Annotated in this window: 28 protein-coding genes; 17 read left to right on the top strand and 11 right to left on the bottom strand. The window is 62.9% G+C overall.

Annotated elements, in window-relative coordinates; translation table 11 throughout:
- Nucleotides 1-91: 91 nt before the first annotated feature.
- Nucleotides 92-544, top strand: a complete 453-nt coding sequence (locus tag QX034_RS00935; RefSeq protein WP_315705944.1) for a hypothetical protein — start codon at nucleotides 92-94, stop codon at nucleotides 542-544.
- Nucleotides 545-580: 36 nt separating this feature from the next.
- Here the strand turns inward: QX034_RS00935 and QX034_RS00930 are convergent, their stop codons facing one another.
- Nucleotides 581-958, bottom strand: coding sequence for a VOC family protein (locus QX034_RS00930; protein WP_315705699.1), 378 nt, complete (start codon nucleotides 956-958; stop codon nucleotides 581-583).
- 307 nt (nucleotides 959-1,265) lie between these two features.
- On the opposite strand from QX034_RS00930, the gene QX034_RS00925 reads away from it, so the two are divergent.
- From QX034_RS00925 to QX034_RS00905, 5 genes are all read left to right on the top strand, one after another.
- Nucleotides 1,266-1,847 carry a hypothetical protein gene (locus QX034_RS00925; protein WP_315705700.1) on the top strand — a complete coding sequence of 194 codons (582 nt, stop codon included), beginning with the start codon at nucleotides 1,266-1,268 and terminating at the stop codon, nucleotides 1,845-1,847.
- A gap of 116 nt (nucleotides 1,848-1,963) precedes the next feature.
- Complete coding sequence (locus QX034_RS00920) at nucleotides 1,964-2,449, top strand: hypothetical protein (protein WP_315705701.1); 486 nt, start codon at nucleotides 1,964-1,966, stop codon at nucleotides 2,447-2,449.
- Nucleotides 2,446-2,727: a hypothetical protein gene (locus QX034_RS00915; protein ID WP_315705702.1), complete on the top strand. Its 282-nt coding sequence runs from the start codon at nucleotides 2,446-2,448 to the stop codon at nucleotides 2,725-2,727. Before QX034_RS00920 ends, QX034_RS00915 begins: the two co-directional genes overlap by 4 nt.
- A 277-nt stretch (nucleotides 2,728-3,004) precedes the next feature.
- The gene (locus tag QX034_RS00910) at nucleotides 3,005-3,415 is read left to right on the top strand and encodes a DUF3775 domain-containing protein (RefSeq protein WP_315705704.1); all 411 of its coding nucleotides are present in this window, start codon (nucleotides 3,005-3,007) and stop codon (nucleotides 3,413-3,415) included.
- Between the two features lie 41 nt (nucleotides 3,416-3,456).
- Nucleotides 3,457-3,903 carry a host attachment protein gene (locus QX034_RS00905; protein WP_315705705.1) on the top strand — a complete coding sequence of 149 codons (447 nt, stop codon included), beginning with the start codon at nucleotides 3,457-3,459 and terminating at the stop codon, nucleotides 3,901-3,903.
- A 157-nt stretch (nucleotides 3,904-4,060) separates the two neighbouring features.
- Here the strand turns inward: QX034_RS00905 and QX034_RS00900 are convergent, their stop codons facing one another.
- Complete coding sequence (locus QX034_RS00900) at nucleotides 4,061-4,258, bottom strand: hypothetical protein (RefSeq protein ID WP_315727922.1); 198 nt, start codon at nucleotides 4,256-4,258, stop codon at nucleotides 4,061-4,063.
- A 163-nt stretch (nucleotides 4,259-4,421) separates the two neighbouring features.
- Nucleotides 4,422-4,610, bottom strand: coding sequence for a hypothetical protein (locus QX034_RS00895; protein ID WP_315705707.1), 189 nt, complete (start codon nucleotides 4,608-4,610; stop codon nucleotides 4,422-4,424).
- Nucleotides 4,611-4,789: 179 nt separating this feature from the next.
- Here QX034_RS00895 and QX034_RS00890 point away from each other — a divergent pair.
- Together QX034_RS00890 and QX034_RS00885 are read left to right on the top strand one after the other, a co-directional pair.
- Nucleotides 4,790-5,553 (top strand): IS5 family transposase gene (locus QX034_RS00890; protein ID WP_315704591.1). Its coding sequence is split into 2 segments (ribosomal slippage): nucleotides 4,790-5,114 and nucleotides 5,114-5,553, totalling 765 coding nucleotides; the frame shifts between segments, so codons are not numbered across the junction.
- Between the two features lie 564 nt (nucleotides 5,554-6,117).
- On the top strand, nucleotides 6,118-6,360 hold the full coding sequence (locus QX034_RS00885) for a GCG_CRPN prefix-to-repeats domain-containing protein (protein WP_315705708.1): 243 nt from the start codon (nucleotides 6,118-6,120) through the stop codon (nucleotides 6,358-6,360).
- Nucleotides 6,361-6,459: 99 nt separating this feature from the next.
- On the opposite strand, the gene QX034_RS00880 is transcribed toward QX034_RS00885, so the two are convergent.
- From QX034_RS00880 to QX034_RS00870, 3 genes are all read right to left on the bottom strand, one after another.
- Nucleotides 6,460-6,633, bottom strand: a complete 174-nt coding sequence (locus QX034_RS00880; protein WP_315705709.1) for a hypothetical protein — start codon at nucleotides 6,631-6,633, stop codon at nucleotides 6,460-6,462.
- A 597-nt stretch (nucleotides 6,634-7,230) separates the two neighbouring features.
- Entirely contained in the window at nucleotides 7,231-7,872 is a 642-nt protein-coding gene (locus QX034_RS00875) for a DsbA family protein (RefSeq protein ID WP_315705710.1), read from the bottom strand.
- A 21-nt stretch (nucleotides 7,873-7,893) separates the two neighbouring features.
- Entirely contained in the window at nucleotides 7,894-9,987 is a 2,094-nt protein-coding gene (locus tag QX034_RS00870; RefSeq protein WP_315705711.1) for a protein-disulfide reductase DsbD family protein, read from the bottom strand.
- A 357-nt stretch (nucleotides 9,988-10,344) separates the two neighbouring features.
- Between QX034_RS00870 and QX034_RS00865 the strand changes: the two genes are divergently transcribed.
- Entirely contained in the window at nucleotides 10,345-10,626 is a 282-nt protein-coding gene (locus QX034_RS00865) for a hypothetical protein (RefSeq protein ID WP_315727924.1), read from the top strand.
- Between the two features lie 376 nt (nucleotides 10,627-11,002).
- The gene (locus QX034_RS00860) at nucleotides 11,003-12,691 is read left to right on the top strand and encodes a methyl-accepting chemotaxis protein (protein ID WP_316167817.1); all 1,689 of its coding nucleotides are present in this window, start codon (nucleotides 11,003-11,005) and stop codon (nucleotides 12,689-12,691) included.
- Between the two features lie 45 nt (nucleotides 12,692-12,736).
- On the opposite strand, the gene QX034_RS00855 is transcribed toward QX034_RS00860, so the two are convergent.
- The 4 genes from QX034_RS00855 to QX034_RS00840 form a co-directional block, all read right to left on the bottom strand.
- Entirely contained in the window at nucleotides 12,737-13,258 is a 522-nt protein-coding gene (locus QX034_RS00855; RefSeq protein WP_409977595.1) for a DUF6789 family protein, read from the bottom strand.
- A 15-nt stretch (nucleotides 13,259-13,273) separates the two neighbouring features.
- Nucleotides 13,274-14,371 (bottom strand): YeeE/YedE family protein, encoded by a 1,098-nt coding sequence (locus QX034_RS00850; protein ID WP_315705714.1) that lies wholly within the window; start codon nucleotides 14,369-14,371, stop codon nucleotides 13,274-13,276.
- Between the two features lie 99 nt (nucleotides 14,372-14,470).
- Nucleotides 14,471-14,821, bottom strand: a complete 351-nt coding sequence (locus tag QX034_RS00845; protein ID WP_315705715.1) for a metalloregulator ArsR/SmtB family transcription factor — start codon at nucleotides 14,819-14,821, stop codon at nucleotides 14,471-14,473.
- Nucleotides 14,822-14,846: 25 nt separating this feature from the next.
- On the bottom strand, nucleotides 14,847-15,221 hold the full coding sequence (locus QX034_RS00840) for a thioredoxin (RefSeq protein WP_316190850.1): 375 nt from the start codon (nucleotides 15,219-15,221) through the stop codon (nucleotides 14,847-14,849).
- A 73-nt stretch (nucleotides 15,222-15,294) separates the two neighbouring features.
- On the opposite strand from QX034_RS00840, the gene QX034_RS00835 reads away from it, so the two are divergent.
- A complete protein-coding gene (locus tag QX034_RS00835) occupies nucleotides 15,295-16,029 on the top strand; it encodes a cytochrome c biogenesis CcdA family protein (protein ID WP_315743203.1) in 735 nt (244 codons plus the stop codon).
- On the opposite strand, the gene QX034_RS00830 is transcribed toward QX034_RS00835, so the two are convergent.
- Nucleotides 16,030-16,755, bottom strand: a complete 726-nt coding sequence (locus tag QX034_RS00830; RefSeq protein ID WP_315705718.1) for a hypothetical protein — start codon at nucleotides 16,753-16,755, stop codon at nucleotides 16,030-16,032. It lies immediately after the preceding gene.
- 125 nt (nucleotides 16,756-16,880) lie between these two features.
- On the opposite strand from QX034_RS00830, the gene QX034_RS00825 reads away from it, so the two are divergent.
- From QX034_RS00825 to soxB, 6 genes are all read left to right on the top strand, one after another.
- Nucleotides 16,881-17,423 (top strand): thioredoxin family protein, encoded by a 543-nt coding sequence (locus QX034_RS00825; RefSeq protein ID WP_315705946.1) that lies wholly within the window; start codon nucleotides 16,881-16,883, stop codon nucleotides 17,421-17,423.
- A gap of 126 nt (nucleotides 17,424-17,549) precedes the next feature.
- Nucleotides 17,550-17,993, top strand: coding sequence for a sulfur oxidation c-type cytochrome SoxX (gene soxX, locus QX034_RS00820; RefSeq protein WP_315705719.1), 444 nt, complete (start codon nucleotides 17,550-17,552; stop codon nucleotides 17,991-17,993).
- Between the two features lie 20 nt (nucleotides 17,994-18,013).
- On the top strand, nucleotides 18,014-18,466 hold the full coding sequence (soxY, locus tag QX034_RS00815; RefSeq protein WP_315705720.1) for a thiosulfate oxidation carrier protein SoxY: 453 nt from the start codon (nucleotides 18,014-18,016) through the stop codon (nucleotides 18,464-18,466).
- Between the two features lie 15 nt (nucleotides 18,467-18,481).
- On the top strand, nucleotides 18,482-18,808 hold the full coding sequence (gene soxZ, locus QX034_RS00810) for a thiosulfate oxidation carrier complex protein SoxZ (protein WP_315705721.1): 327 nt from the start codon (nucleotides 18,482-18,484) through the stop codon (nucleotides 18,806-18,808).
- 33 nt (nucleotides 18,809-18,841) lie between these two features.
- Nucleotides 18,842-19,666 (top strand): sulfur oxidation c-type cytochrome SoxA, encoded by an 825-nt coding sequence (gene soxA, locus QX034_RS00805; protein ID WP_315705722.1) that lies wholly within the window; start codon nucleotides 18,842-18,844, stop codon nucleotides 19,664-19,666.
- A gap of 23 nt (nucleotides 19,667-19,689) precedes the next feature.
- Nucleotides 19,690-21,381, top strand: coding sequence for a thiosulfohydrolase SoxB (gene soxB, locus QX034_RS00800; RefSeq protein ID WP_316194931.1), 1,692 nt, complete (start codon nucleotides 19,690-19,692; stop codon nucleotides 21,379-21,381).
- Nucleotide 21,382 lies beyond the last annotated feature (1 nt).

The following is a 21,382-nucleotide window of genomic DNA, read 5'->3' as shown; positions in this document are numbered from 1 at the left end:
GACTGTCACGAAGTCGCGAACGAATCGAAACATGGCCTGGTTGATGCATATCCATTACCGCACCGTGGGGTGGTGCTGGAGCAAGGTGGAAATGAGCAACAGGATCTTTTCCGGCGGCCATGCGCCGCACCTGGTCGGAACGGTATTTTCCCGCAACCCGCACCGGCGGCAGCAGGCAGCCGGCTTGAAGCCGCGCTTTCAAGTCACAGGTGCCGCATTGCTGATCGCGCTCAGCGTGCCGCTCGCTTTGGCACGTGATCGCGGCCAGTTTGCCAACTCGTCGCCGGAGATGAAGGCCTGGTTCGACGGCCTGCGCAGCGGCAAGGGGCCGTGCTGCTCCGATGCCGACGGCACGGCGGTGAGCGATGTCGATTGGGAGACCCGCGACGGACACTATCGCGTGCGGCTCGATGGCGAATGGCTCGACGTCCCGGACGATGCCGTGATCACCGAACCGAACCGGGTCGGCCGCACCATGGTGTGGCCGATCCGCGGCTATCAGGGCATATCGATCCGCTGCTTCATGCCGGGCAGCATGACGTAGGCCGGCGACACTAGGACCGAGGGCTTGCGTTCACGCTTATTTCCTGTCGCGCTCAAGCAACTCGATCGAGATGTCTTGCGGACCGCGGATGAAGCAGACGCGCACGCCGGGCCGGATCGTGGTCGGCTCGGTCGTGAAGGTCACGCCCTTGGCTTTCAGTTCGGCCGCAACGATGTCGATGTCTTTCACCGTCAGGCCGAAATGATCGAGGCCTTGATGCGGCGTCGCCGGCGCTGCGTTGACGCCGTCGCCCGGCTCGACCTTGGCGATGAATACGCTCGCTCCGCCAAGTCTGACGTCGACACGGCCCGGGCTGCGGATGATCTCAGCGCCGAGAACATCGCGGAGCCATATCGCGGTCGCCTCGGGGTCGGGGCTGCGCAGGTGAATATGGTCCCAGGTGACCTCAGGCATGGTTGGAGTCTCTCGTGATGGTTGACCACGCCGCGGTGGCCGGCGGTGGGAATGGAGGGTGATGGGATCATGGTAGCGAGCGGCGATCGGCAAGGCCATCCCTGCCAGCAGGATTGCGTCGGGTTGCTTGGCTGCCCTCCAATTGTCGGCTTTGCCTGGAACCAATGTTGCTGTGGTCGATTGATAGTTTCGGTGCGCTGACTGGGCAGTCGATGGTGCCGATATGAGCACAGGGCTTTACCGTTTGCTGTGGCGCCGATTTGGCGGGATGGGCACGTCCGCTGCCCCTCGCGCGTCGAAGTCCGGCGTGGCTTTGAAGTCCGCGCTGATCGGTCTGGCCGCACTTGCGATCCTGTTGTTCGGTACCGTCGGGTGGCTCGTGATGTCGGTCGACGACAGCGAGAGCGCAGACGGCACGGTGGCGCAGTCGACCGGCAGGTCGACTGGCGACGATTCAGGCGCGAGCGCGACGGCTTCGGAGCCGCCGCCGGAGACATCGGAGTCCGAGGCGCGGCATGCATCGCTCGGCGAGGGGCGGGCCGATGTTGCGAAACCCGCTGCCGTTGACGACAAATCAACCGCGGCGGTCGAGCCATCACCCCTCGAGGGGCTGAAGATCAGCTCGCAATCCTGGCGGCGCGGTGGCCTCGGATCCAAGGCGCTGGTGACGTTCACACTGCGCAACAACAACCCTTATGCAGTGAAGGATGTCGAAATCGCCTGCGCCTTTCGCCAGCGGGACGGTACCCACCTGACCGACCGACGGCGGGTCATTCCCGGCGAGGTGGACAAGAGGGGGCGGAAGACCTTTACCGCCGTCCACGTCGGGTTCGTCAACGTTAACGCCAGCAAGGCCAGCTGCACCTTGGTGGCGGCGAGCAAAAGTTAAAAATTTCTTTCTAAAGTTGTGATTGCGTTTGAACCATGGCGGCCACGCGTGGAACATATCTTTGTGGACTCCGTTGTAGCGAAGGCACGCGGCATCGCGGCCGGAGTGGTATTGTTATGCCCCTATTGCGCTATTTTGTGTTCGTCGGCGGTGTTCTGCTCGCGCTGCTGTTGATCTGCGATGCGATTTTCCCGAACATTCCGCTTCCGTCGACACTGACCTCCGGTACCGATCGTCCCGCCATTCGCATCTGGTCCGAGCGCAAATGGCCGGAGCGGGTGGTGATCGATACGTCCATTCCAACGCCGGTGCATTCGCAGCTCGCCGCCGCCGAGCCGAATGCGAAGGCGGCTGCCGCGCCGGCGCCAGCGCGTGAGGCGTTCGCCCAGATGATGCCGACCGAATCAAAGCAACGGCCGACCGAGGCTCAACGCTCGGCGAAGCCGACTTCGGTCCATGTTGCGGATGCGAGCTCAAGGTCAAGGGCAGCCGGGCCGAAGGCGCAGCTGAGGCGGAAGATTGCCAGGGCTCGTCCAGCTCGTCCGATCGTTGTCGCGCAGCAGCCGCATTTTGGCTTTGGCTGGTTCGCTTCGACCTGGTGACCACCTACGGCCTAGCAGCCGCGGCAGATGCTCTTCATCTTGGTGTCGAGCAGTTTGTCGAGTTCATCGGAAGCGGCTTTGACATAGGGATCGTCGGTGCGCTTGCCGCTGATTGCGAAGGACGACGTTCCCGCACTATGGAAGCCTCGGCCAAATCCGCGTCCGCCAAAGTGATGACCAAGACCGTGGCCGCCGCGAGCGGCAGCCGGAAGAACGGTCGCGCCGATCAGAAGGGCGGCGATTCCGGTTGCCGCTGCTATGCTCTTCACCATCTGTGATTCCGTCGATGTTGCTGGTATCGATCGTCGACCTAATGGGCTGGCCGGCAGGAGATGTTGCGCAGCTTGTCTCGCCGGGCAAGAGTGCTCGTGTTCAGAAGCTTGGCCGCTCCCGATCATGTGAGTTTTGGTGAGTTCCTGCCGGCGCTGCGGTGCGCCGGTCCGCCCTTGTGCCCCGCCGCGGCCTTGATCCTGCGCAAGGTACGCCCCCTCCGGACCGCTTAGCGTGTTTGTGTTGACACCAAGGGCGTTGCCCGGTCGCTCAGGGAGGCGCCGCATGCAAACAACTCCAAATTTGACGATTTCGCCGGACAAAGTCGCGTTCGTCGTGAACAAGGTCCATCAGTACGAGATGGAGTCGACCGAGCCCGAGCTGCTCTCCGACCTGACCGATGACGACACGGTTCACGGTTCGGGCGGGCGTGGCAGGAGCACCGACCGCGCTGAAGTGGCGAGCTTCATTCAAGGCCTCAATGTCGACGAGCAGATCGATCTGGTCGCTCTGATGTGGCTTGGTCGGGGTGACGGTGGGCTCGAGAATTGGGATGAACTGCGGGCGCAGGCCGCTCAGGCCCACAATAACCGCACAGCGGCGTATTTGATCGAGACTCCGATGCTCGGCGACTATTTGGAAGAGGCGCTCTCGGAGTTCGGGCTGTCGCTGGAAGATTTTGAAGAGAGCATCTAGCTGGCCGGAAGGTTGGCTGGCTGCAAGGTTGGAGCATGCTCATGGATAAGATGAAAATTGGAACCGGAGACTGGGTCGTCGTTTGCGACGGGCGCAAGGCATTGATCCTGGAAAACATCGGGGACAGCATGTTTCCGAACCTGCACACCAAGGAAGTGCGTGAGCATCCCGATGAGCGTACGGCTGCGCTCGGTGCCGATGAGCCTGGTTCGGTGCAACCGTCATTTGGCACGGCCCGCAGCTCGGTCGACCAATCCGATTGGCATGACGAAGCGGAACGAATGTTTCTGAAGTCACTGGCTGGGCGGCTGCATCAGGCTGTTCTCGCCGGAGAGACAAGGGCGCTGACGGTTGTCGCATCACCGCGGGCGCTTGGCATGATACGTGCCGACTATTCTGATGCGGTCCGCAAGGCGCTGCATGGCGAGATCCATAAGGACCTCGTGAAGATGCCGGTCTACGAGATCGAGAAGCAGCTCCTGGCGTGACCTCTCCGCGCCAACGCCCTCGCGGAAGGCGCCTCGGCCTCATGTAAGATCCTCAAAAGATACAAGGCGGGATCATTTGTGAGCCCGCCTTGCCATGCGTTCGCTCAAAAGTGAAGCGCACGTGATGCGTGCGACCGTCGGAGCTCGCTGCAACGAGTTAGTGGGCCGGCTCCAGTTTCGTCCGATCCTGAGGCTTGGCATCGGCAGGAACCAGGCTTGCGTCCCGGTGGGAATCCTTCTCGACAATTTCGTAACCACAATCGCCGAGCCAGGCGATCAGTCGGTCGGCCATGGCGTAGTCCCAGGTCGGATAGGAGCGGGCAATGACCTGCCGCGGCGTAAGCTTGCGAGACATCGTTGCGAATCCTCTTGGCTTGCGCTGTCCTCAATCGTCTCGACACAAACCGTGAAGTACCGGGCGGGTTCCATGTCGGGTCCGGACCATACTCACAACCCGGTGTGCAGGGCGTTCCTAGGCCCGCATGTTGGTCTGAGCCGGCTGTCCAAGTTGCCCGTGGTCAACAGGCGGGAGCAAGCCTTGCGTCGGCGTCCGATAGAAGAAGTTGATCGCTCCCGTTGATCTCGGATTTCTCGACGATTGTGTAGCCACAATCATCAAGCCAGGCGATCAGTCGATCGGCCATGGCATAGTCCCAGGTCGGGTACGATCTGGCGATGACCTGACGCGGCGTGAGCTTAGGAGACATGCGATGACCCTTCCTGATGCTGTCCCGAACTACTTAGAAACGCCCGTATTGTTGGGAAGAAGATTGGCTAATTTGCGGGAATCATTTTGGCGTGAAGCTGTGACTAGGTTCTGTACTCATAAAGGGATTCCGTTAGCTGGCGAACAGTGATTCACTCCCGCAGAGATTTGGGGGGTGGGATGGCGCGGTTCGATCTGAGCGACGGAGAATGGGCTTTGATCAAGCCTCTATTGCCGAACAAGTCTCGCGGCGTCGCGCGAGTGGATGACCGGCGGGTCCTTAACGGCATTTTCTATGTGCTTCGAACGGGTTCGCCCTGGCGCGACCTCCCGGAGCGCTACGGTCCTTACACGACGGTCTATAACCGCTTTAATCGCTGGGCCAAGGCAGGCGTTTGGCTGCGGGTTTTCGAGACCCTGGCGGCCCGCTCGCCGCACTCGATGGCGCTGATCGACAGTTCAATCATCCGGGCTCACCAGCACGCTGCCGGGGGTAAAAAGGGGGCGAAGATCACGCCATCGGCCGTTCTCGTGGAGGACTGAGCACCAAGATCAACGCCGTCGTCGATGAGAATGGGTTGCCGGTTCGGTTGATGCTTACCCCCGGTCAGGCTCACGACTTGCGCGCTGCGTCGTTTCTGCTGGAAGGCCTCAAATGCCGCGATGTCGTCGCCGATCGTGGCTATGACGCCGATGCTCTCCTCCACATGATCCGGGCCAGCGGTGCCAAGGCTCATATTCCTTCAACCAGCCAGCGAGTGATCCAACGCTCTGTCAGCCGCCGCATCTATCGCCAGCGCAACCTGGTCGAGCGCTTCTTCTGCAAGCTCAAGCATTTCAGACGTATCGCCACCCGCTTCGACAAGCTCGCATGCAACTTCCTCGCTGCGGTCGCACTCGCCTCAGCGCGCCTCTGGACTAGAGTTTATGAGTCCACGCCCTAAATGTCTCGCGCGTGCAGCTGCTCACCGGATCGATCATTCGCCCGATCGGGTTAATTACCGGCAGACCTCTTGCCATCCGCAGCCGGACGGGCCGCATACATGAGCCTGCCGGCATTGCGAGGTCCCGAGCGGCGGCAGGGTGGGCCGATTGAGCGGCGCAACCGACGGCGCCGGAAGCGGGCAGAGTGTCGGCGGACACGGGCGTGGAAGATCGCCGGCGCGGTCGCAGATCGGCTGGACCTGGCCATCAACGCAGCGGCAGGTGCAGGCCGCGTTCGCCTTGCTGGCGATCAGCAGCAGGGCCAAGCCGATTGATAACCAACGCATGCTCCGATCCTCCCGAGCGACGATTCAGGGCTAACCGACGGACGCTGCGCGCGCAAGCGCTGCCGGAGCGGCCTTATCAATGACCATGGGGCGGCTGAGCGCGTGTGAAAAGTGTGCGCAGTTTGGTGGCGTTTCGTTGCGCTGCTAAGTCTGCCAGGAACCGGACCACTTGGCCCGGAATTGCAAACTGAGCCTCGATTCGTCTCATTTTTGAACGCAGGAATCAGGGAGGAAACCATGGCAAGACTTTTCCTGGCGGTCCTGTTCGCGTCCGCACTGATGGTGGGCATCGGCCCGGTGCGGGCCGCTGACGGATGTGGGCCTGGCTGCCATGCCGGGAGCAACGGCGGCTGCATGGTGGACGGCTGGGACAGAGGTGCACCGGTGTGGAACGAATGCCCGGCCGGGATTCAGCCGCGGCCCCCGTGCGGACCAGGCTTTGCGTGGAGCAAGCGCGATCGCGCCTGCAGGATCAAGTGAAGGCGTAAAGTTGAGAATACCATTCGCTCGGCTCTTTCATCGGTCGCGATTTGGGCGCGATCGTGAGCCAGCATTCGCATCTGTTGCCGGGCGAGCGACCTAATCGTCATTTCCGGAGCTCGTCCCCGGTCCGGCCTCCGCGAGCAGCTCCAAGGCAGCTTCGATCTTGCGCAGGAGGTGCTGAATCTCTTCGGATTCCTGCGGACCGGGATTTTCGTCCAGGCGCTCGATCAACTGTTGCTTTTGGGCTAGCAGCTTCGCGACCGTGCTCATCGACGCCTCCATGGGCCTGCTCCCAAGAACCTATAGGGCAGCTCGGCCGGCCTCCGTGATCCTGTATGCGACCTCGCCAGAGGCGAGCGGCTCAGTTTCCACCAATCCGAGTTCGATAAGTCTTGCGATGCGCTCATGGTCGAACATGGGCGGGCTGATCCAGGGCTCGGAAACCAGCCGAGCCAGGAAATGGCGCTCGATCTCGGTAAGATCCATTGAGCAAAACCTATTGAGCAAAACCTATGTTGCGCGATCAGCTCGCCCAAATCCAGAATCTTAACCTACGTCGAGGCGATGCGAATTTGGAGCCCGAACACAGGCGACGCCGAGGCATCGCCTGCGTTTCACTTCATGATCAAGCTTGCTGCTCGCGGTACGGCTCTTGAAACGATTTCAAGGGTGCCGTTGGGCGCTTCGGCGTCAAAAACGATGGCCCCACGGACCAATTGAAGCCTGGACCAGGCTGGGTCCCGGGACCGCAGTTCCGTCTCGGAGCTGACCGCTGAGACTCAACCGCGGCCCGTCGTTACGGTTCCTTGGGCCGAGACGCTGTGTGACCGCGACGGTGGCTTCTAAGCTGAACGATGCGCCGCCGCGTCATTTGCGGCGCGCGGCCGCACGCGCGTCAGCGATCGCCTGCTTGAACGCCTGTGCGTTGGGAGCGCCGGGGACGCGGAAGTGCCCGATGATGAAAGCGGGGGTCCCGCGGAAACCAAGCGCGACCGCTTGTTCGTGATTGCGTGCCAGAACGGCATCGATGGTGCTGCTGTTAGCGGCAAGATCGTTCTTGGCGCGGGCGATGTCGATGCCGGCCGCAGCGAGCGCCGCGTCGACCTTGTCCTCCGAAAGCTTCTCATGCTGCGCGATCAGCGCTTCATATGCTTCCTTGAACTTGTCCTGATATTTCGCCGCCAGCGCCAGGCGAGCGGCGTAGATCGAGGGGCCGCCGAAAATGGGCCAATCCTTGATGATCCATCTGACATGGCCGTCCTCGCGCACGACCTTGGCGAGATCGGGGCTGACCTTGCGACAATAGGGGCACTGATAGTCGAAATATTCGACGATGGTGATGTCTCCGTCCGCATTGCCGAAGGCTGGAATGTCGGGATCATGGAGGATGCGAGCTTCGCTCAGGATGTCGCCATCATCGTCGTCGGCAGCACGAACGGTGCCCGGCAGAGCGGCGACGGCGAGGAGGAGAGCCGCGGCGAGCGATGCGGCCAGTGTCTTGATTGTCATATTCTATCTTTCTTTCGGTGGTCAGTGAGAGGTGGCGGATGCGGTATCGATGGCGTCGAGCACGAGCTTCTGCGTCAGGAGCTCTGGCAGCAGGATGCCGGTCGGCGCTTTCGGTCCGAACACGGCATTGAAGGGCAGGCCGTAGCGGTCGTAGGATCTGAGATAGGCGGAGATCGCCTCGTTGGGCGTCGTCCAATCCGCCTTGACGGGAACGACATCCGTGGTCAGGCGGTGTCTCACCGCAGAGCTGTCGATGACCAGCTTCTCATTGACCTTGCACGTGACGCACCAGGCGGCTCCGATATCGACGAAGACGGTGCGGCCGGCACGCACCTGCGTGGCGATATCGGCAGGCACCAATGGCTGCCACGCGATCTCTCTGGCGGCGGCCGTTGCGGCGGGCTCGGTGATGCGGGTGGCGGCCATTACCGCCAGGCCGAGCATCACGGCAACGCCGGCTGCGCCCATCGCACGTCGCATTTGGAAGCGGCGTGCCGCCAGCACCGTGACCAGCGAGAGCAATGTGATCGCGAGCAGGGCGGCCGACGTCGGCCCACTGATCTCGGCGAGGATCGTGAGCAGCCACAGCGCGGTCGCGAGCATGGCGGCAGCCGCGAGGGCGCGGAGCGTCAACATCCAGCGGCCGGGTCGCGGGAACAGCGCGGCGAGGCCCGGCGCTGCCGCGAGACTGAGATACGGCAAAGCCATGCCGAGGCCGAGACCAGTAAAGACGAGCATGATCTGAGGTGCTTGTTGCGACAGCGCGAAGGTCACGGCCGTTCCAACGAAGGGAGCCGAACATGGCGTCGCCAGCAGCGTCATGACGAAGCCGTTGAAGACATGCGCCGTGGCTGTTCGGCCCATGCCTGCATTGCCGATGCGGCCGGTGATCCAAAAGGGCAGGGTGATTTCGAACAGGCCGAGCAGATTGGCGCCGAATGCGGCCAGCACGACGATCATCGTGATGAGGAAGGCGGGCTGCTGGAATTGCAGGCCCCAGCCGACTTCGCTGCCGCTCGCCTTGAGGATGGAGAGCGTCGCGGCCAGCACCCCGAATGACGCCACGATGCCGACTGCCGTCGCCAGGAACGCCGACCGCGGTGAGCCTGAATCGGGATGCCCGTGATCGACCAGCGAGACCAGCTTGAGCGACAGCACCGGGAATACGCAGGGCATGAAGTTCAGGATGAAGCCGCCGAGCAGGGCGATGCCGAGGATTGCCCAGATCGACGCCGATCTGCCGGCGGGCGTGGGCTTGGCCCCGATCGCTGTGGAATCTGAGGGCGACTTGGCGGCCTCGTCGGGGACGACCGCTTCCAGCGACCTGTCACCGTCCACGAGGGTGACGCGCAACTTTGCGTATGGTTTGGCCTGATCGAGACCCAGCACAGGTAGGGTCAGGCTTACATCGCTCTCCGCGCGCCGGCTCGCCTGGACGCGTCCGCCCGACACGGCGACGTCGCCATCGATGAACACGTCCATGGCGCTCAGCGATGGCGAGGCATGCACCTCGAGCCTCAGCTGCGGCGAGGGCTGCCGCTCCAGGCGCAGCGAAGTGATTGAGAGAGTGGGAGACGTCTCGCGTGGCACCCGCTGCCGCCACGCATCGATTTGCGCCTGGTTCTCGGGCTGGCTGGATGTCGGCGAAATATCGGCCTGTAGGTTCGCCTCTTGCTGCGTACAGATTTCGGAACAGACGTACAGCACAGCTTTCAGCGCCAGGTGCGCCGGCGCCGAGCCGTCCTGCAGGCGTACTCGCAGCGGAAACAGGACGTGATCGACATAGCCGAACGTGTCGATGTCCTGTTCGCTGAAGCGACGGGGAGCCGGCCATTCGACGCTGACATCGGCGACGTTGCGCGAGCCCGACCAGTCGAATTCGGGTGGCGCACCGGCATCCCCGGCGGAGCGCCAATAGGTGTGCCAGCCCGGCGCGAGGCGGACATCCAATCCGGCCCATGCCGCGGCCGTGCTGCCCTCTGCCGTGGCGTCGCCGATCAGCAAGCGTGCATCGACCTCGGCCTGCTGCGGCAGTCGGCCGGCAACTGCGACTTCCGGGGAGGATTGCAGTGCTCCGAGCAGCAGCGCGGCCAAGCCGGTAAGACGGATGGACATGATGATCTCCCTTGGCATTGATGTGCGGGCATTGATCGTGCCGCGTGAGCGGCTGCGCAGCCGGTACGGCCACAGGGCCGTCACAACTCATGGGACGCTCGGCGCCGATCTTTAGCGTGCGATCGATGATGGATGTTCGTCTGTTCAGGTCGCAGCGTTACGTTGCGCGCGACAAGATCAAGACCGCGTGCCTAGGAGATGTGGCTGGGCGGGCGATAGGGGGACGATGCGTTGCACTGCGCCGGCAAGACATCATTGTGCGGGCGCCACGTTACGACCTGGACGGCCGGGAATGGCTGAACAGTGTCGCTTTCGTTCGCTGGCACGGCCGTGAGGCTGAGACCGGCGAACGGGCACGTGTTGACGGCGCCGGGCAGGACGGCCCTCTTGCAAGGCTTCGGGGCGGCGGTCGTGGAGCCCGACCATTCCGAGATTTCGCGGGGGCCGGAATTGCTGGCCGATGCGGAATTGAACGTTCCGAGCAAGGAAGCCAGGCTCAACACGAGCACCAACAGCGCCGCCGTCATGCGGCGGATCGTCGGGGGCAACGTGATCGTCTGGGCTCTCATCGAAGGACGGTCGTCTCCATTGTGGATGGGTGGCGCGGGCGAGCCCGTGTGGCAACTGACATCTTCGTGACGGTGCAGCGTTGTCCAGATCGCTGCGATGGACTCGAAGGAAGGTCTTGCCCGCCGGTATTGGGTGCCACCAAAGGCTTCGCGCGGACGTTGGCCCGAAGCAAGGGAACTAATCCCGTCCATGAAGGTGACACGCTTCAGTCATTGACGCAGCGCTTGGCCGCCGGTCCGGCCGATCTGCTCCGAATCGGTCGTGGCCCATCCGCAAGCCGTGGCTGGCCGCTCATGATCTGAGCTTGTTAGTCCGCAGCACACAGATGCGCTCTGTAGCCAGCCGCGTTAACCATTTCACGAACGTTGGATGTTACCTTTTATCGTTGGGACGGCGCCATCACTGGTCGGGCGACACAACCGTCGAGCAACGAAAAGGACGCGAGATGTCGCAACTGTCGATCCGGGGAAAGATGGTCGTCGTCATCGCGCTGCTGCTGGCTGCCATGACGGCGCTCGGTTTGCTCGCCGTCCGGGGCATGCAGGCGATCAACACGCACACGGAGCAGATCGCCAACAATTGGCTGCCGAGCGTACGCGTACTCGGCGAATTGCGATCCGCAATCAATCTCAACCGGGCCCAGCTTCGTGCCTACATGACGGCCGACTCCGCCGAGGAGAGGGACACTCTCGACCGGAACATGAAGGCGACGCTCGCGGTCATTGGAGGAGCACGCCGGTCCTACGAGGCGATGATTTCGTCGGCCGAGGAGCGCAGCCTGTTCGACAATTGGTCGCGCGGCTGGGAGCAATATGTGAAGGCGGCGGATGGGGTGCTCGACGTTCTGCGCAACGGGAACGGTAATGCGACCAAGCAGGCGAGCGAGCTGTTCAACAAGACGGTCCGGAGCATCGCCAATCAGTCGGACGAATATCTGAAGAAGGCCATCGACCTCAACAATCGAGGCGCCGACGCCGAGACCAGGATCGCCGCCGAGGGCTATGCGCAGGCATTCACGACGGTGTCGACAATCGTCGTCCTTGCCGTCCTCATCGGCATCGGTGTGGGCTTCTGGTTCATTCGCGACATCGCCCGGTGCATCGCCTCGATCATCCGGCCCATGCAGGCGCTGGGCGAGGGGGATCTCGCGACGGAAATACCGCATCGTGGGGAGAGGACTGAGATCGGCATGATGGCCGATGCGCTGCAGGTCTTCAAAACGGCGCTGATCGCCAAGAGGGAAGCCGACGACATCGCGCAGCAAGAGGCGCAGGTGAAGCTGGAGCGCAGCAGGCGGCTCGATGAACTGACCGGCCGATTCGAGGCGGCGGTGGGCGAGATCGTCGAGACCGTCTCCTCCGCATCAAGCGCGTTGGAAGGTCACGCCGGTGGCCTCAGCAACACCGCCAATCGCGCGGAGAATCTGGCGACCGCCGTCACCACGGCGTCCGAGGAAGCCTGCACCAACGTGCAATCCGTGGCATCGGCGACCGAGGAATTGTCGGCGTCCGTCAACGAGATCAGCCGACAGGTCCAGGACTCGGCTCGCATGGCCAACGAGGCCGTGGCGCAGGCGCGCCGGACCAATGAGCAGGTCAGCGAGCTCTCCAAGGCAGCCGCGCGCATCGGCGATGTGGTCGAACTGATCAATACGATCGCCGGGCAGACCAATCTGCTCGCGCTCAACGCCACGATCGAGGCTGCGCGGGCCGGCGACGCCGGCCGCGGGTTTGCGGTGGTCGCTTCGGAGGTCAAGGCGCTGGCCGAGCAGACGGCCAAGGCCACCGGGGAGATCGGTCAGCAGATCTCCGGCATCCAGGCCGCGACGCAGGAGTCGGTCGGAGCGATCAGGGAGATCAGCGGCACGATCGAGAAGCTGTCGGAAATCTCCTCCACCATTGCTGCGGCGGTGGAGCAGCAGGGCGCAGCAACCCAGGAGATCTCGCGAAACGTTCAGCATGCCGCGGCGGGCACCCAGCAGGTCTCGGCCAACGTGACCGACGTGCAGCGCGGTGCCGTCGACACCGGCTCGGCGGCGTCGCAAGTTCTGTCGGCGGCGAAGTCGCTGGCCGGCGACAGCGCAAGGCTCAAGCTGGAGGTCAAGAAGTTCATCGACGGTGTGAGGGCCGCTTGATCCGCTCCGCGTCCCGCGCGACCGGGCCGCGATGAGATTGGACCATCAGCTGCCTGCGCGATCGAGCGCGCCATAGACGCTGCCGAGAACCACGCTGTAGGTGAGCAGCATGGCAAGTGAGAACAGGGCGGGAGCGACGCCAAGCCCGGCGCCTGTCGCGAAGGCGCCGAGACCGATCATCGGGAAGAATAGAACTCCCATGACGAGCCAGCCGAGCAGGCCGTACACCGCGCCTTTGACTGCGCCGGAGGAGCCTGGCAGCGATCGATAAAGCTGACCGAAGACCAGGCCGATGATTGTCGAGCCATTCAGGAAGGACAGTGCCCAGGGCACGATTGGATCGACCGAGCTGCCCGTGATCTGGTTGAGAGTGGCTTGCAGGCTTTCATAGGGCTGGAACGAGGGAAGCAGTCCCGACCAAGACTTGAAGGACATCAACAGCAGGTGGGCCAGGCTGCCGCAGACTCCAGCAACGATCGCCTTGACGATTTCGCTTCGCGCGGCCGTTGGTTTCTCTCCAGAGTTCGGCGAATGCCCATCGCCCCCTGCTGAGGAAGAGTATGCCAATTTTCCGCGTCCGATCTATTTGGTCGACCAGGAATGCACGCTCAAGAGATTGCGCAGCGCCGGCCGCCACTCACCGGTCATCGTGTATTCCAGGCCGACGCGCGCGCCACAAGCGATCGCGAGCATCGTGAGGGGGGCCGAGACGGCCAGCGTCGAAAAGGCGGACAAACCCTGGCCGATGGTGCAGCCCATCGACATGATGCCGCCCGTTCCCATCAGCAGGGCGCCGATCATGTGACGCTTCAGCTCGCGCGCATCGTCGCAGGCTTCCCAGCGGAAAACGCGTGAAAACATCGCCGCGACAAAGGACCCGAGGATCACGCCGGCGACCGAGCCGATGGAGAAGTCGGCATGGGTGCCCGACATGGTCGCGATATACAAGACGGCGTTGCCGAGCGGAGCGACGAAGGTGAGGGAAGCGAGGCGGGCGGGATCGAAATCATCGCTTCCCAACCATCCGGTCGCGAACCAGCCGAAAACAACAGCGAGGCCGACGCCGATTCCCGACAGCAGGAGCCGCGGTGACTTGATCAGACGGCCGTCCGCGAGCGACCAGATCGTCAGGGCCACAGCTGTCGCCGATACGGCGATCGGCCGCGCGAGCGCACCGAGCCGGGGTGACAGCAGGGAATCCAGCGCCTGGGTGGTTCCTTCGGGCATCCGCACGGAGAGCGGCTCGATCAGCGCCAGTCGCAGGAATCCGGTCAGCCCGCGCATCGCCGCCAATGCCGAGATTCCAAGCACCAGGAAGACGACGATCGCGCGCAGGTCTCCGCCGCCGATGCGGACCAGCGTTCCGAAACCGCACGTGCCCACCAGCGCCATGCCGACGCCGAACGCAAACCCGCCAATAATAGCGCCGCCGAGCGGAATGGAGGGCGCGAGATAGATCGATTGGGTGAGGTCGATCAGACCGAGCGCGGCCAGACACTGAGTGCCCACCAGCGCAACGGCCGCAGCCAGCGTGAATGATTTGAGACGCCGCATGTCCGAGCCGAAGAAGGCATCCTCCAGCATCGCGAGCGTACAGAAGCGTCCGGCTCGCCCTGCCACGCCGAGCACGGCCCCGGCGAACAGGCCGCAAGCAAACATGATGGCAGATTGATTGAGCATTCCTCCGGACTTTTCTGCGCGCGTTGGCTGCATTGTGCGCCAAGTCGACCGGGGAATCCAGCATCGTCCTCTAGCGGAACGACGGTTCGCGTCGGGTCGCTAGCGCTTTCGTTTGCGCACCGGTTCGCAATAAACGTCGTAAATCGCCGTCAGGATCTTGCGGACGTCATCGCTGGCCAGGCTGTAGTAGATCGTCTTGCCGTCGCGACGCGTCGTGACCAGCCGGTCGAGCCGGAGGCGGGCGAGCTGCTGGGACACCGTCGACTGCCGCTCGCCAAGGAATTGTTCGAGCTCGGTGACCGATTTCTCGCCTTCCGCGAGGATGCAGAGCAGCAGCAGCCGGGATTCGTGGGATAGCGCCTTGAGCATTTCGCTCGCTTCCCGCGCCTTCTCGATCATCTGCTCCAGTTCGGCAGAGGTTCCGAGATCCTTGAGCTTCGGTAGCGGCATGAGTTCGTGATCCCTTGCATTCCGTTCAAGAATGAATCTGCGATGGAGGTGCGCTCGTCAAGATACGGCCGAGCAGCCCAAAGAAGAATGAATCCCCTGGGTACCCCCGGATTCGTCCGATTTCGCGGCCCTGGTCCACGACCACGAAGGTCGGCGTGAATGCGCCGGGATCGATCCCGGCGAGGTCCGCTGGAAGCGGCTTGTCCAGATCGATCCGCCGGAGCGGAAGGGCGCGTCCTTCGTCGGTCTTGGGATAGATCGGCGCGATCTCGGCGTTGAAGCGGGCGCACCAGGCGCAACCGGGGCGTTCGAACATCACGAGCTCGGATGCGAAAGCGCAGCTCGGCAGGACCGCGCCGAGCAGCCAGGCCACGGCAAATTTTGCAATCGTATGGGGCATGTAGCCATCCTATGGACTTCCACCCATATCTATCATTAAATTCGAATATGTACCAGGGATGGGTGGGGAGACGATGGATCTGGACGTGACCTTGGGGGCCGCACTGCTGGCTGGCCTGTTGTCCTTCCTCTCCCCCTGTATTTTACCGCTCGTGCCGCCCTTTCTGTTCTACATCGCTGGGGTCTCGGCAGCCGAGGCGGGGAGCGAGCCCGACGCTTCCAGGCGCGGCCGGACGGTGGTGTCGGCGCTGTGTTTCGTTGCCGGATTTTCGGCCGTCTTCGTCGGGCTCGGTGCCACCGCCTCGGTGTTCGGTCGGTTCATTTCCGGCCATCTCGCCCAGCTCGGAATCATGGCTGGGCTCGTGATCATCGTGATGGGCCTGCACTTTCTGGGCATCCTGAAGATTCCGCTGCTGTATCGCAGCGCCACGATCCAGATGGGACAGCGGCCGGCCGGCTTTCTCGGCGCGTTCGCGATGGGGCTGGCCTTCGCGTTCGGCTGGACGCCCTGTGCGGGTCCGGTGCTGGCGGCCGTCTTGATGATGGCAGGTGCCGAGGCGACGGTCGGCAAGGGCATGCTGCTGCTGTCGGCCTATTCGATCGGCACCGGCGTGCCCTTCCTGATCGCAGCGGCGTTCACCGGCCGGTTCATGACGATGTTGAAGGGCATCCGTCCTCATCTCGGGCTGGTCGAAAAGACGATGGGGGGCTTTCTTGTCCTGACGGGGGCTGCCTTTCTGACGGGCGTGATCCCGCGTATGTCGCAGTGGATCTTCGAGCTGTTCCCGGGCCTCTCTGCCATCGGCTGATCAGCCGAATCGGAAGTCCAGCAGACTGATGAAGGACTGCAGCTCGATCTGGTAGCGATGAACCAGATCGGCGTCGCCTTTGAGGGCGGCGGATCCGATCTCGCTGGCGCTCGCAATCGCGCCGTCGAGCAGCCGGCGGAATTCGGCCTCTCCGGCGACCTCTGAGGGGGCGAGAGCGTTGCAGCGTTGCAGACGCTCGCGCAGCGCCTCGCCGGATTTCTTCACCCGATCGGGATCGCTCTTCGTCGTGCTGAAGCGCGTCGCCGCAGTTCGCAACTCTTCCATGATTGGCGCCAGTTCGAAGACGCAGCCGCTGAGATCATTGACTCCGGCTTCGCGACTCAGAGCGTGAATGGCCCGTCGCAGCGAGAGAATCTCCGTCCCGGCCCGCGCCGTATCACCTGCAGCCAGCGCGTCAGCTGCGCTGGCGAGCCCGGTGTCTCCACGCACCAGCAGTTCGTGAAGAGCCTGGTTTGGGTAGATCGAAACCTGATCGGCGTGCTGGTCGAGCCGGTGCCAGTCGCTTCTTGCATCATCGATCTCGATCTGGGCCAGGGCAACGTTGCCGGTGCGCGCATAGCTTGCCGCGGTGCGCAGGCTCGCCATGGCGCCTTGAAATAACGTGGAGACATCCAAAGCCTCTGCAGCATGCGTAGTTGCAGCACAGCCGATCCAGGTGAGGACGGATGTGAGGAGAAGTGAGAGGGTGATGGCGCGATGCAACATCGAATGTCCTTTTCACATTCGTTTATTCGAATATCATGTATCGTCCGTCGTAAGCTTTGGCAAAATCCATGAAGTTCCTCAAGCTCTCGCATCGCCCGATGACGCGGCGCAGTTTCGTTGTCGCGATGCCGTCTCTCATCGCGGCAACGGCCCATTCTCCTGCGCGGGCCGAACCCGCGCTGGGCGACGACGGGCTCTATCACGAGCCCTGGTTCCTCAACAGTTTCCTCGACCTGCGTGACGATCTCGAAACTGCTGCGTCCACAGGCAAGCGGCTCGCCATCATGTGGGAGCTGCGCGGCTGCCCTTATTGCCGCGAGACGCATCTGGTGAATTTCGCCGATCCGGAGATTACGGGCTACATCCGCGCCAATTTCGAGGTGTTGCAGCTCAACCTGGTCGGCGCGCGCAAGGTGACCGATTTTGACGGCAAGGAGTTCAGCGAGAAGGAGCTGGCCGAGCGCTATGCCATTCGCTTCACGCCGACCTTCCAGTTCTTTCCCGCTTCCGGCGATGGCCTCGCTGCGAAAGAGCCGGCCGCGCGCGAAGTCGCACGCGCACCGGGCTATCTCAAGCCGCAGCACTTTCTTGCGATGTTCCGCTTCGTGCGCGAGATGGCCTACGAGCACGGCTCGTTTCGCGACTACCTGACCGCATTGAAAGGCTGAGTGCACTGCCGCACCGAAACCTGCTTGACACCATAATTATTCTAATATCATAATTTGTGAATGTGATGGGGCCGTAAGCCCCGTTGATAAAACCGGCGAGGGTGGCCTCGTCTCAAGGGTGGAAACATGCGTAGCTGGCTTCCGGCCGCTTGCCTCTATCTGTTGCTTGCGTCGACCGTGCAGGCCGATGAGCCCATCGTGCTCACTGTCGTCGATGGCGCGCTGCCGAAATCCCTGACGGGCACGGCCGGAAATGCGGATGCGGGACGGAAGGTTTTCCTGACGCGGACGCTGGGCAACTGTCTCGCCTGTCATCAGGTTTCCAGTCTCAAATCCGAAGAATTTCACGGCGAACTCGGCCCTTCGCTCGATGGCGTCGCCGGGCGCTACACCGAGGCGCAGCTGCGCCTCATCGTTGCCGATCCCAAACGCGTCTTCGACGATACGGTGATGCCTGCGTTCTATCGCAATGAGGGCCTCAGTCGGGTCCGTCCCGAGTTCGTCGGCAAGCCTATCCTGACCGCTGCGCAGGTCGAGGATGTGGTCGCCTTTCTCGAAACCCTGAAATGACTGCCTTTGGAGGATGATGCATGAGGCCAATCAACAGACGACAGGCATTCGTTCTCGGCGGCGGTCTCGTCGCCCTGACGATGCTGCCGATGGCTGCGAATGCCGAGGTAAGCAACGATGCGGCCGAACTGATCAAGAAGTTCACGGGCGGCAAGGAAGCGGCAAGCGGCAAGATCTCGCTTGACCTGCCTGAGATAGCCGAGAACGGCAATACGGTGCCGTTGTCGTTGACCGTCGACAGTCCGATGACCGCCGATAATTACGTCAAGGAAGTGCTGTTCGTCGCCGACGGCAACCCGAATGGCGGCGTCGCGACGCTCATGTTCACGCCGTTGTCGGGCAAGGCCGAGGCGTCGATCCGTATCCGCCTCGCGCAGACGCAGAACGTCATTGCCGTGGCGAAGATGAGCGACGGGTCGCTCTTCACCGAGCGCAAGACCGTCAAGGTCACCATCGGCGGCTGCGGCGGCTGAAACAGGAGAGAAAAAATGGCAGACAAGCCGCGGATCAAGCTTCCGAAGGAAGCCAAGCAGGGCGAGATCATCCAGATCAAGACCCTGGTCTCGCACCTGATGGAATCAGGCCAGCGCAAGGATGCGCAGGGCAAGACGATTCCACGCAAGATCATCAACAAGTTCTCTTGCGAGTTCAACGGCAAGCCCGTGTTCGCCTGCTCGCTGGAGCCGGCCATCTCGGCCAACCCCTACATCCAGTTCAATGCCAGGATCGAGCAGGAGGGGACGTTCAAGTTCGCCTGGACGGACGATGACGGCTCGGTGATTTCGGCGGAAGAAAAGATCACGCTGAAGGCCTGATTGCTGCTGCGCCACGGTCACGGGGAGGGACGGATGTATACGCGCTACGGTGCACTGGCCGTCCTGGCCACGGCTGCGCTCACGTTGTCGGCGATCGCCTCATCGGGCCAGGAGGCGGAGCGAAAGGGCATTCCGGCGCCTCTCGGCCACGTCTTCAAGACCATCATCTCGGGTTACGAGTTTCGCAGCAAGGAAACGCGTGCCCTGCAGGATGACGATTTGGAGAACCCAGGCTTTCTCGCGATCGAGCGGGCGGCCGACGCATGGAAGGCGGTCGACGGCGCTGAAGGCAAGTCCTGCATGAGCTGTCACGGCGAGGCCGAGAAGAGCATGAAGGGTGTCGGCGCCGCGATGCCGAAATGGAGCGACAAGCTCAACAAGCCGGTCAATCTGGAACAGCAGATCAACATCTGCCGCACCGAGCACATGAAGGCGCAGCCTTGGGCCTTCAAGTCGCAGGAGCTGACCGACATGACGACCTTTGTCCGCTACCAGTCGCGCGGCATGCCGGTGACGGTGAAGACCGACGGCCCGATGTCGCCGTGGTTCGAGAAAGGCAAGCAGATCTACTACACGCGGACCGGCCAGCTCGACCTCGCCTGCGCCTCCTGTCACGAGAAGAACAACGGCAAGTTCATGCGCGCCGATTTCCTCAGCCAGGGCCAGACCAACGGCTTTCCGACCTACCGGCTGCGCGATCAGCGGCTGGTCCCGCTCCACGAGCGGTTCGAGGGCTGCATGTTCGACGTTCGGGCCGTGCCCTATGCGCCGTTATCGGACGAGTTCCTCGCGCTCGAGCTGTACGTGGCCTGGCGCGGGATCGGCCTGCCGGTCGAGACGCCATCGGTCCGTAACTAATCAATGCCGCAAGGAGAAGAGCGATGATATCGCGCCGGGAATTCGTTCAGGTTGCGCTTGCGACCGCCGCCCTAAGTGCCGGCGCGGGCGGCGCAGCGACGCGCGCCTTTGCCCAGCAGAAGTTGACCGAGAAGGAGCTGCTGGCTTTCGAGCCGCTCGGCAATGTGACCCTGGTGCACGTCACCGACATCCACGGCCAGCTGATGCCGCTCTATTTCAGGGAGCCGTCGACCAATCTCGGCGTCGGCGACGCCAAGGGCCAGCCGCCGCATGTCACGGGCAAGGAATTCCTGGCTCGCTTTGGAATCGCGCCGGGCTCGTCGGCGGCCTACGCGCTGACCTCGGAGGATTTCGAGGCGCTGACCAAGACCTATGGTCGGATCGGCGGGCTCGATCGCGCCGCGACGGTGATCAAGGCGATCCGTGCCGAGCGCGGCGACAGGGTGGTGCTGCTCGATGGCGGCGACACTTGGCAGGGCTCGTGGTCGTCATTGCAGACTCGCGGCCAGGACATGATCGACTGTATGGCGCTGCTGAAACCCGATGCCATGACCGGCCATTGGGAGTTCACTTACGGCACCGAGCGCGTCAAGCAGGCCGTCGACGGGCTTGGCTTCCCGTTCCTCGGGCTGAACATCCGCGATACCGAATGGAACGAGCCGGCCTTCGAGGCCTCGACGATGATCGAACGCGGTGGCGTCAAGATCGCGGTGCTTGGCCAGGCCTTTCCCTATACGCCGGTCGCCAATCCGCGCTGGATGATCCCGAACTGGTCGTTCGGCGTCCGCGAGGAGGACGTCCAGGCTCAGGTCGACAAGGCGCGCAAGGCTGGTGCCGGTCTCGTCGTGCTGCTGTCGCACAACGGTTTTGACGTCGACCGCAAGCTGGCGAGCCGGGTCAAAGGGCTCGACGTGATCCTGACCGGACATACGCATGATGCGCTGCCCGAAGCGATCAAGGTCGGCAAGACGCTGCTGATCGCATCGGGCTCGTCCGGCAAGTTCGTCTCGCGGCTCGATCTCGACGTCAAGGACGGCGAGGTGAGGGGATATCGCTACAAGCTGATCCCGCTGTTCTCCGACGTCATCACGCCGGATGCGCAGATGGCCGCGAAGATCGCCGAGGTGCGCAAGCCGTTCGCTGCCGATCTCGGCCGCGCGCTCGGCCGCACCGAGACGCTGCTGTATCGGCGCGGCAATTTCAACGGCACCTTCGACGATCTGATCTGCCAGGCGCTGCTGCAGGAGCGGGATGCGGAGATCGCGCTCTCGCCCGGCTTCCGTTGGGGCACCAGCGTCATGCCGGGCCAGGACATCACCTTCGAGGACGTCACCAACGCGACCGCGATCACCTATCCTGCAGTCTATCGGATGGGCATGACCGGCGCGCGGCTCAAGGAGATCATTGAGGACGTCGCCGATAACCTGTTCAACGTCGATCCTTACTATCAGCAGGGTGGCGACATGGTCCGTATCGGCGGCATGTCCTACGCGATCGACGTCAACAAGCCGCAGGGGCAGCGCATCTCCGACATGCGGCTGATCAAGACCGGCACCGCGATCGATCCATCGCGCGAATATCAGGTGGCCGGTTGGGCCAGCGTCAACGAAGGCACGCAGGGGCCGCCGATCTGGGAGGTCGTGTCCTCCTATTTGCAGCGCCAGAAGACCGTGCGTCTCGAGCCCAACCGCGCCGTCAAAGTCACCGGAGTGTGAG

Origin of the sequence: Bradyrhizobium sp. SZCCHNR3119 (assembly GCF_032487775.1) — a bacterium.
GTDB lineage: Bacteria > Pseudomonadota > Alphaproteobacteria > Rhizobiales > Xanthobacteraceae > Bradyrhizobium.
This window is presented reverse-complemented; position numbering and strand designations above follow the sequence as displayed.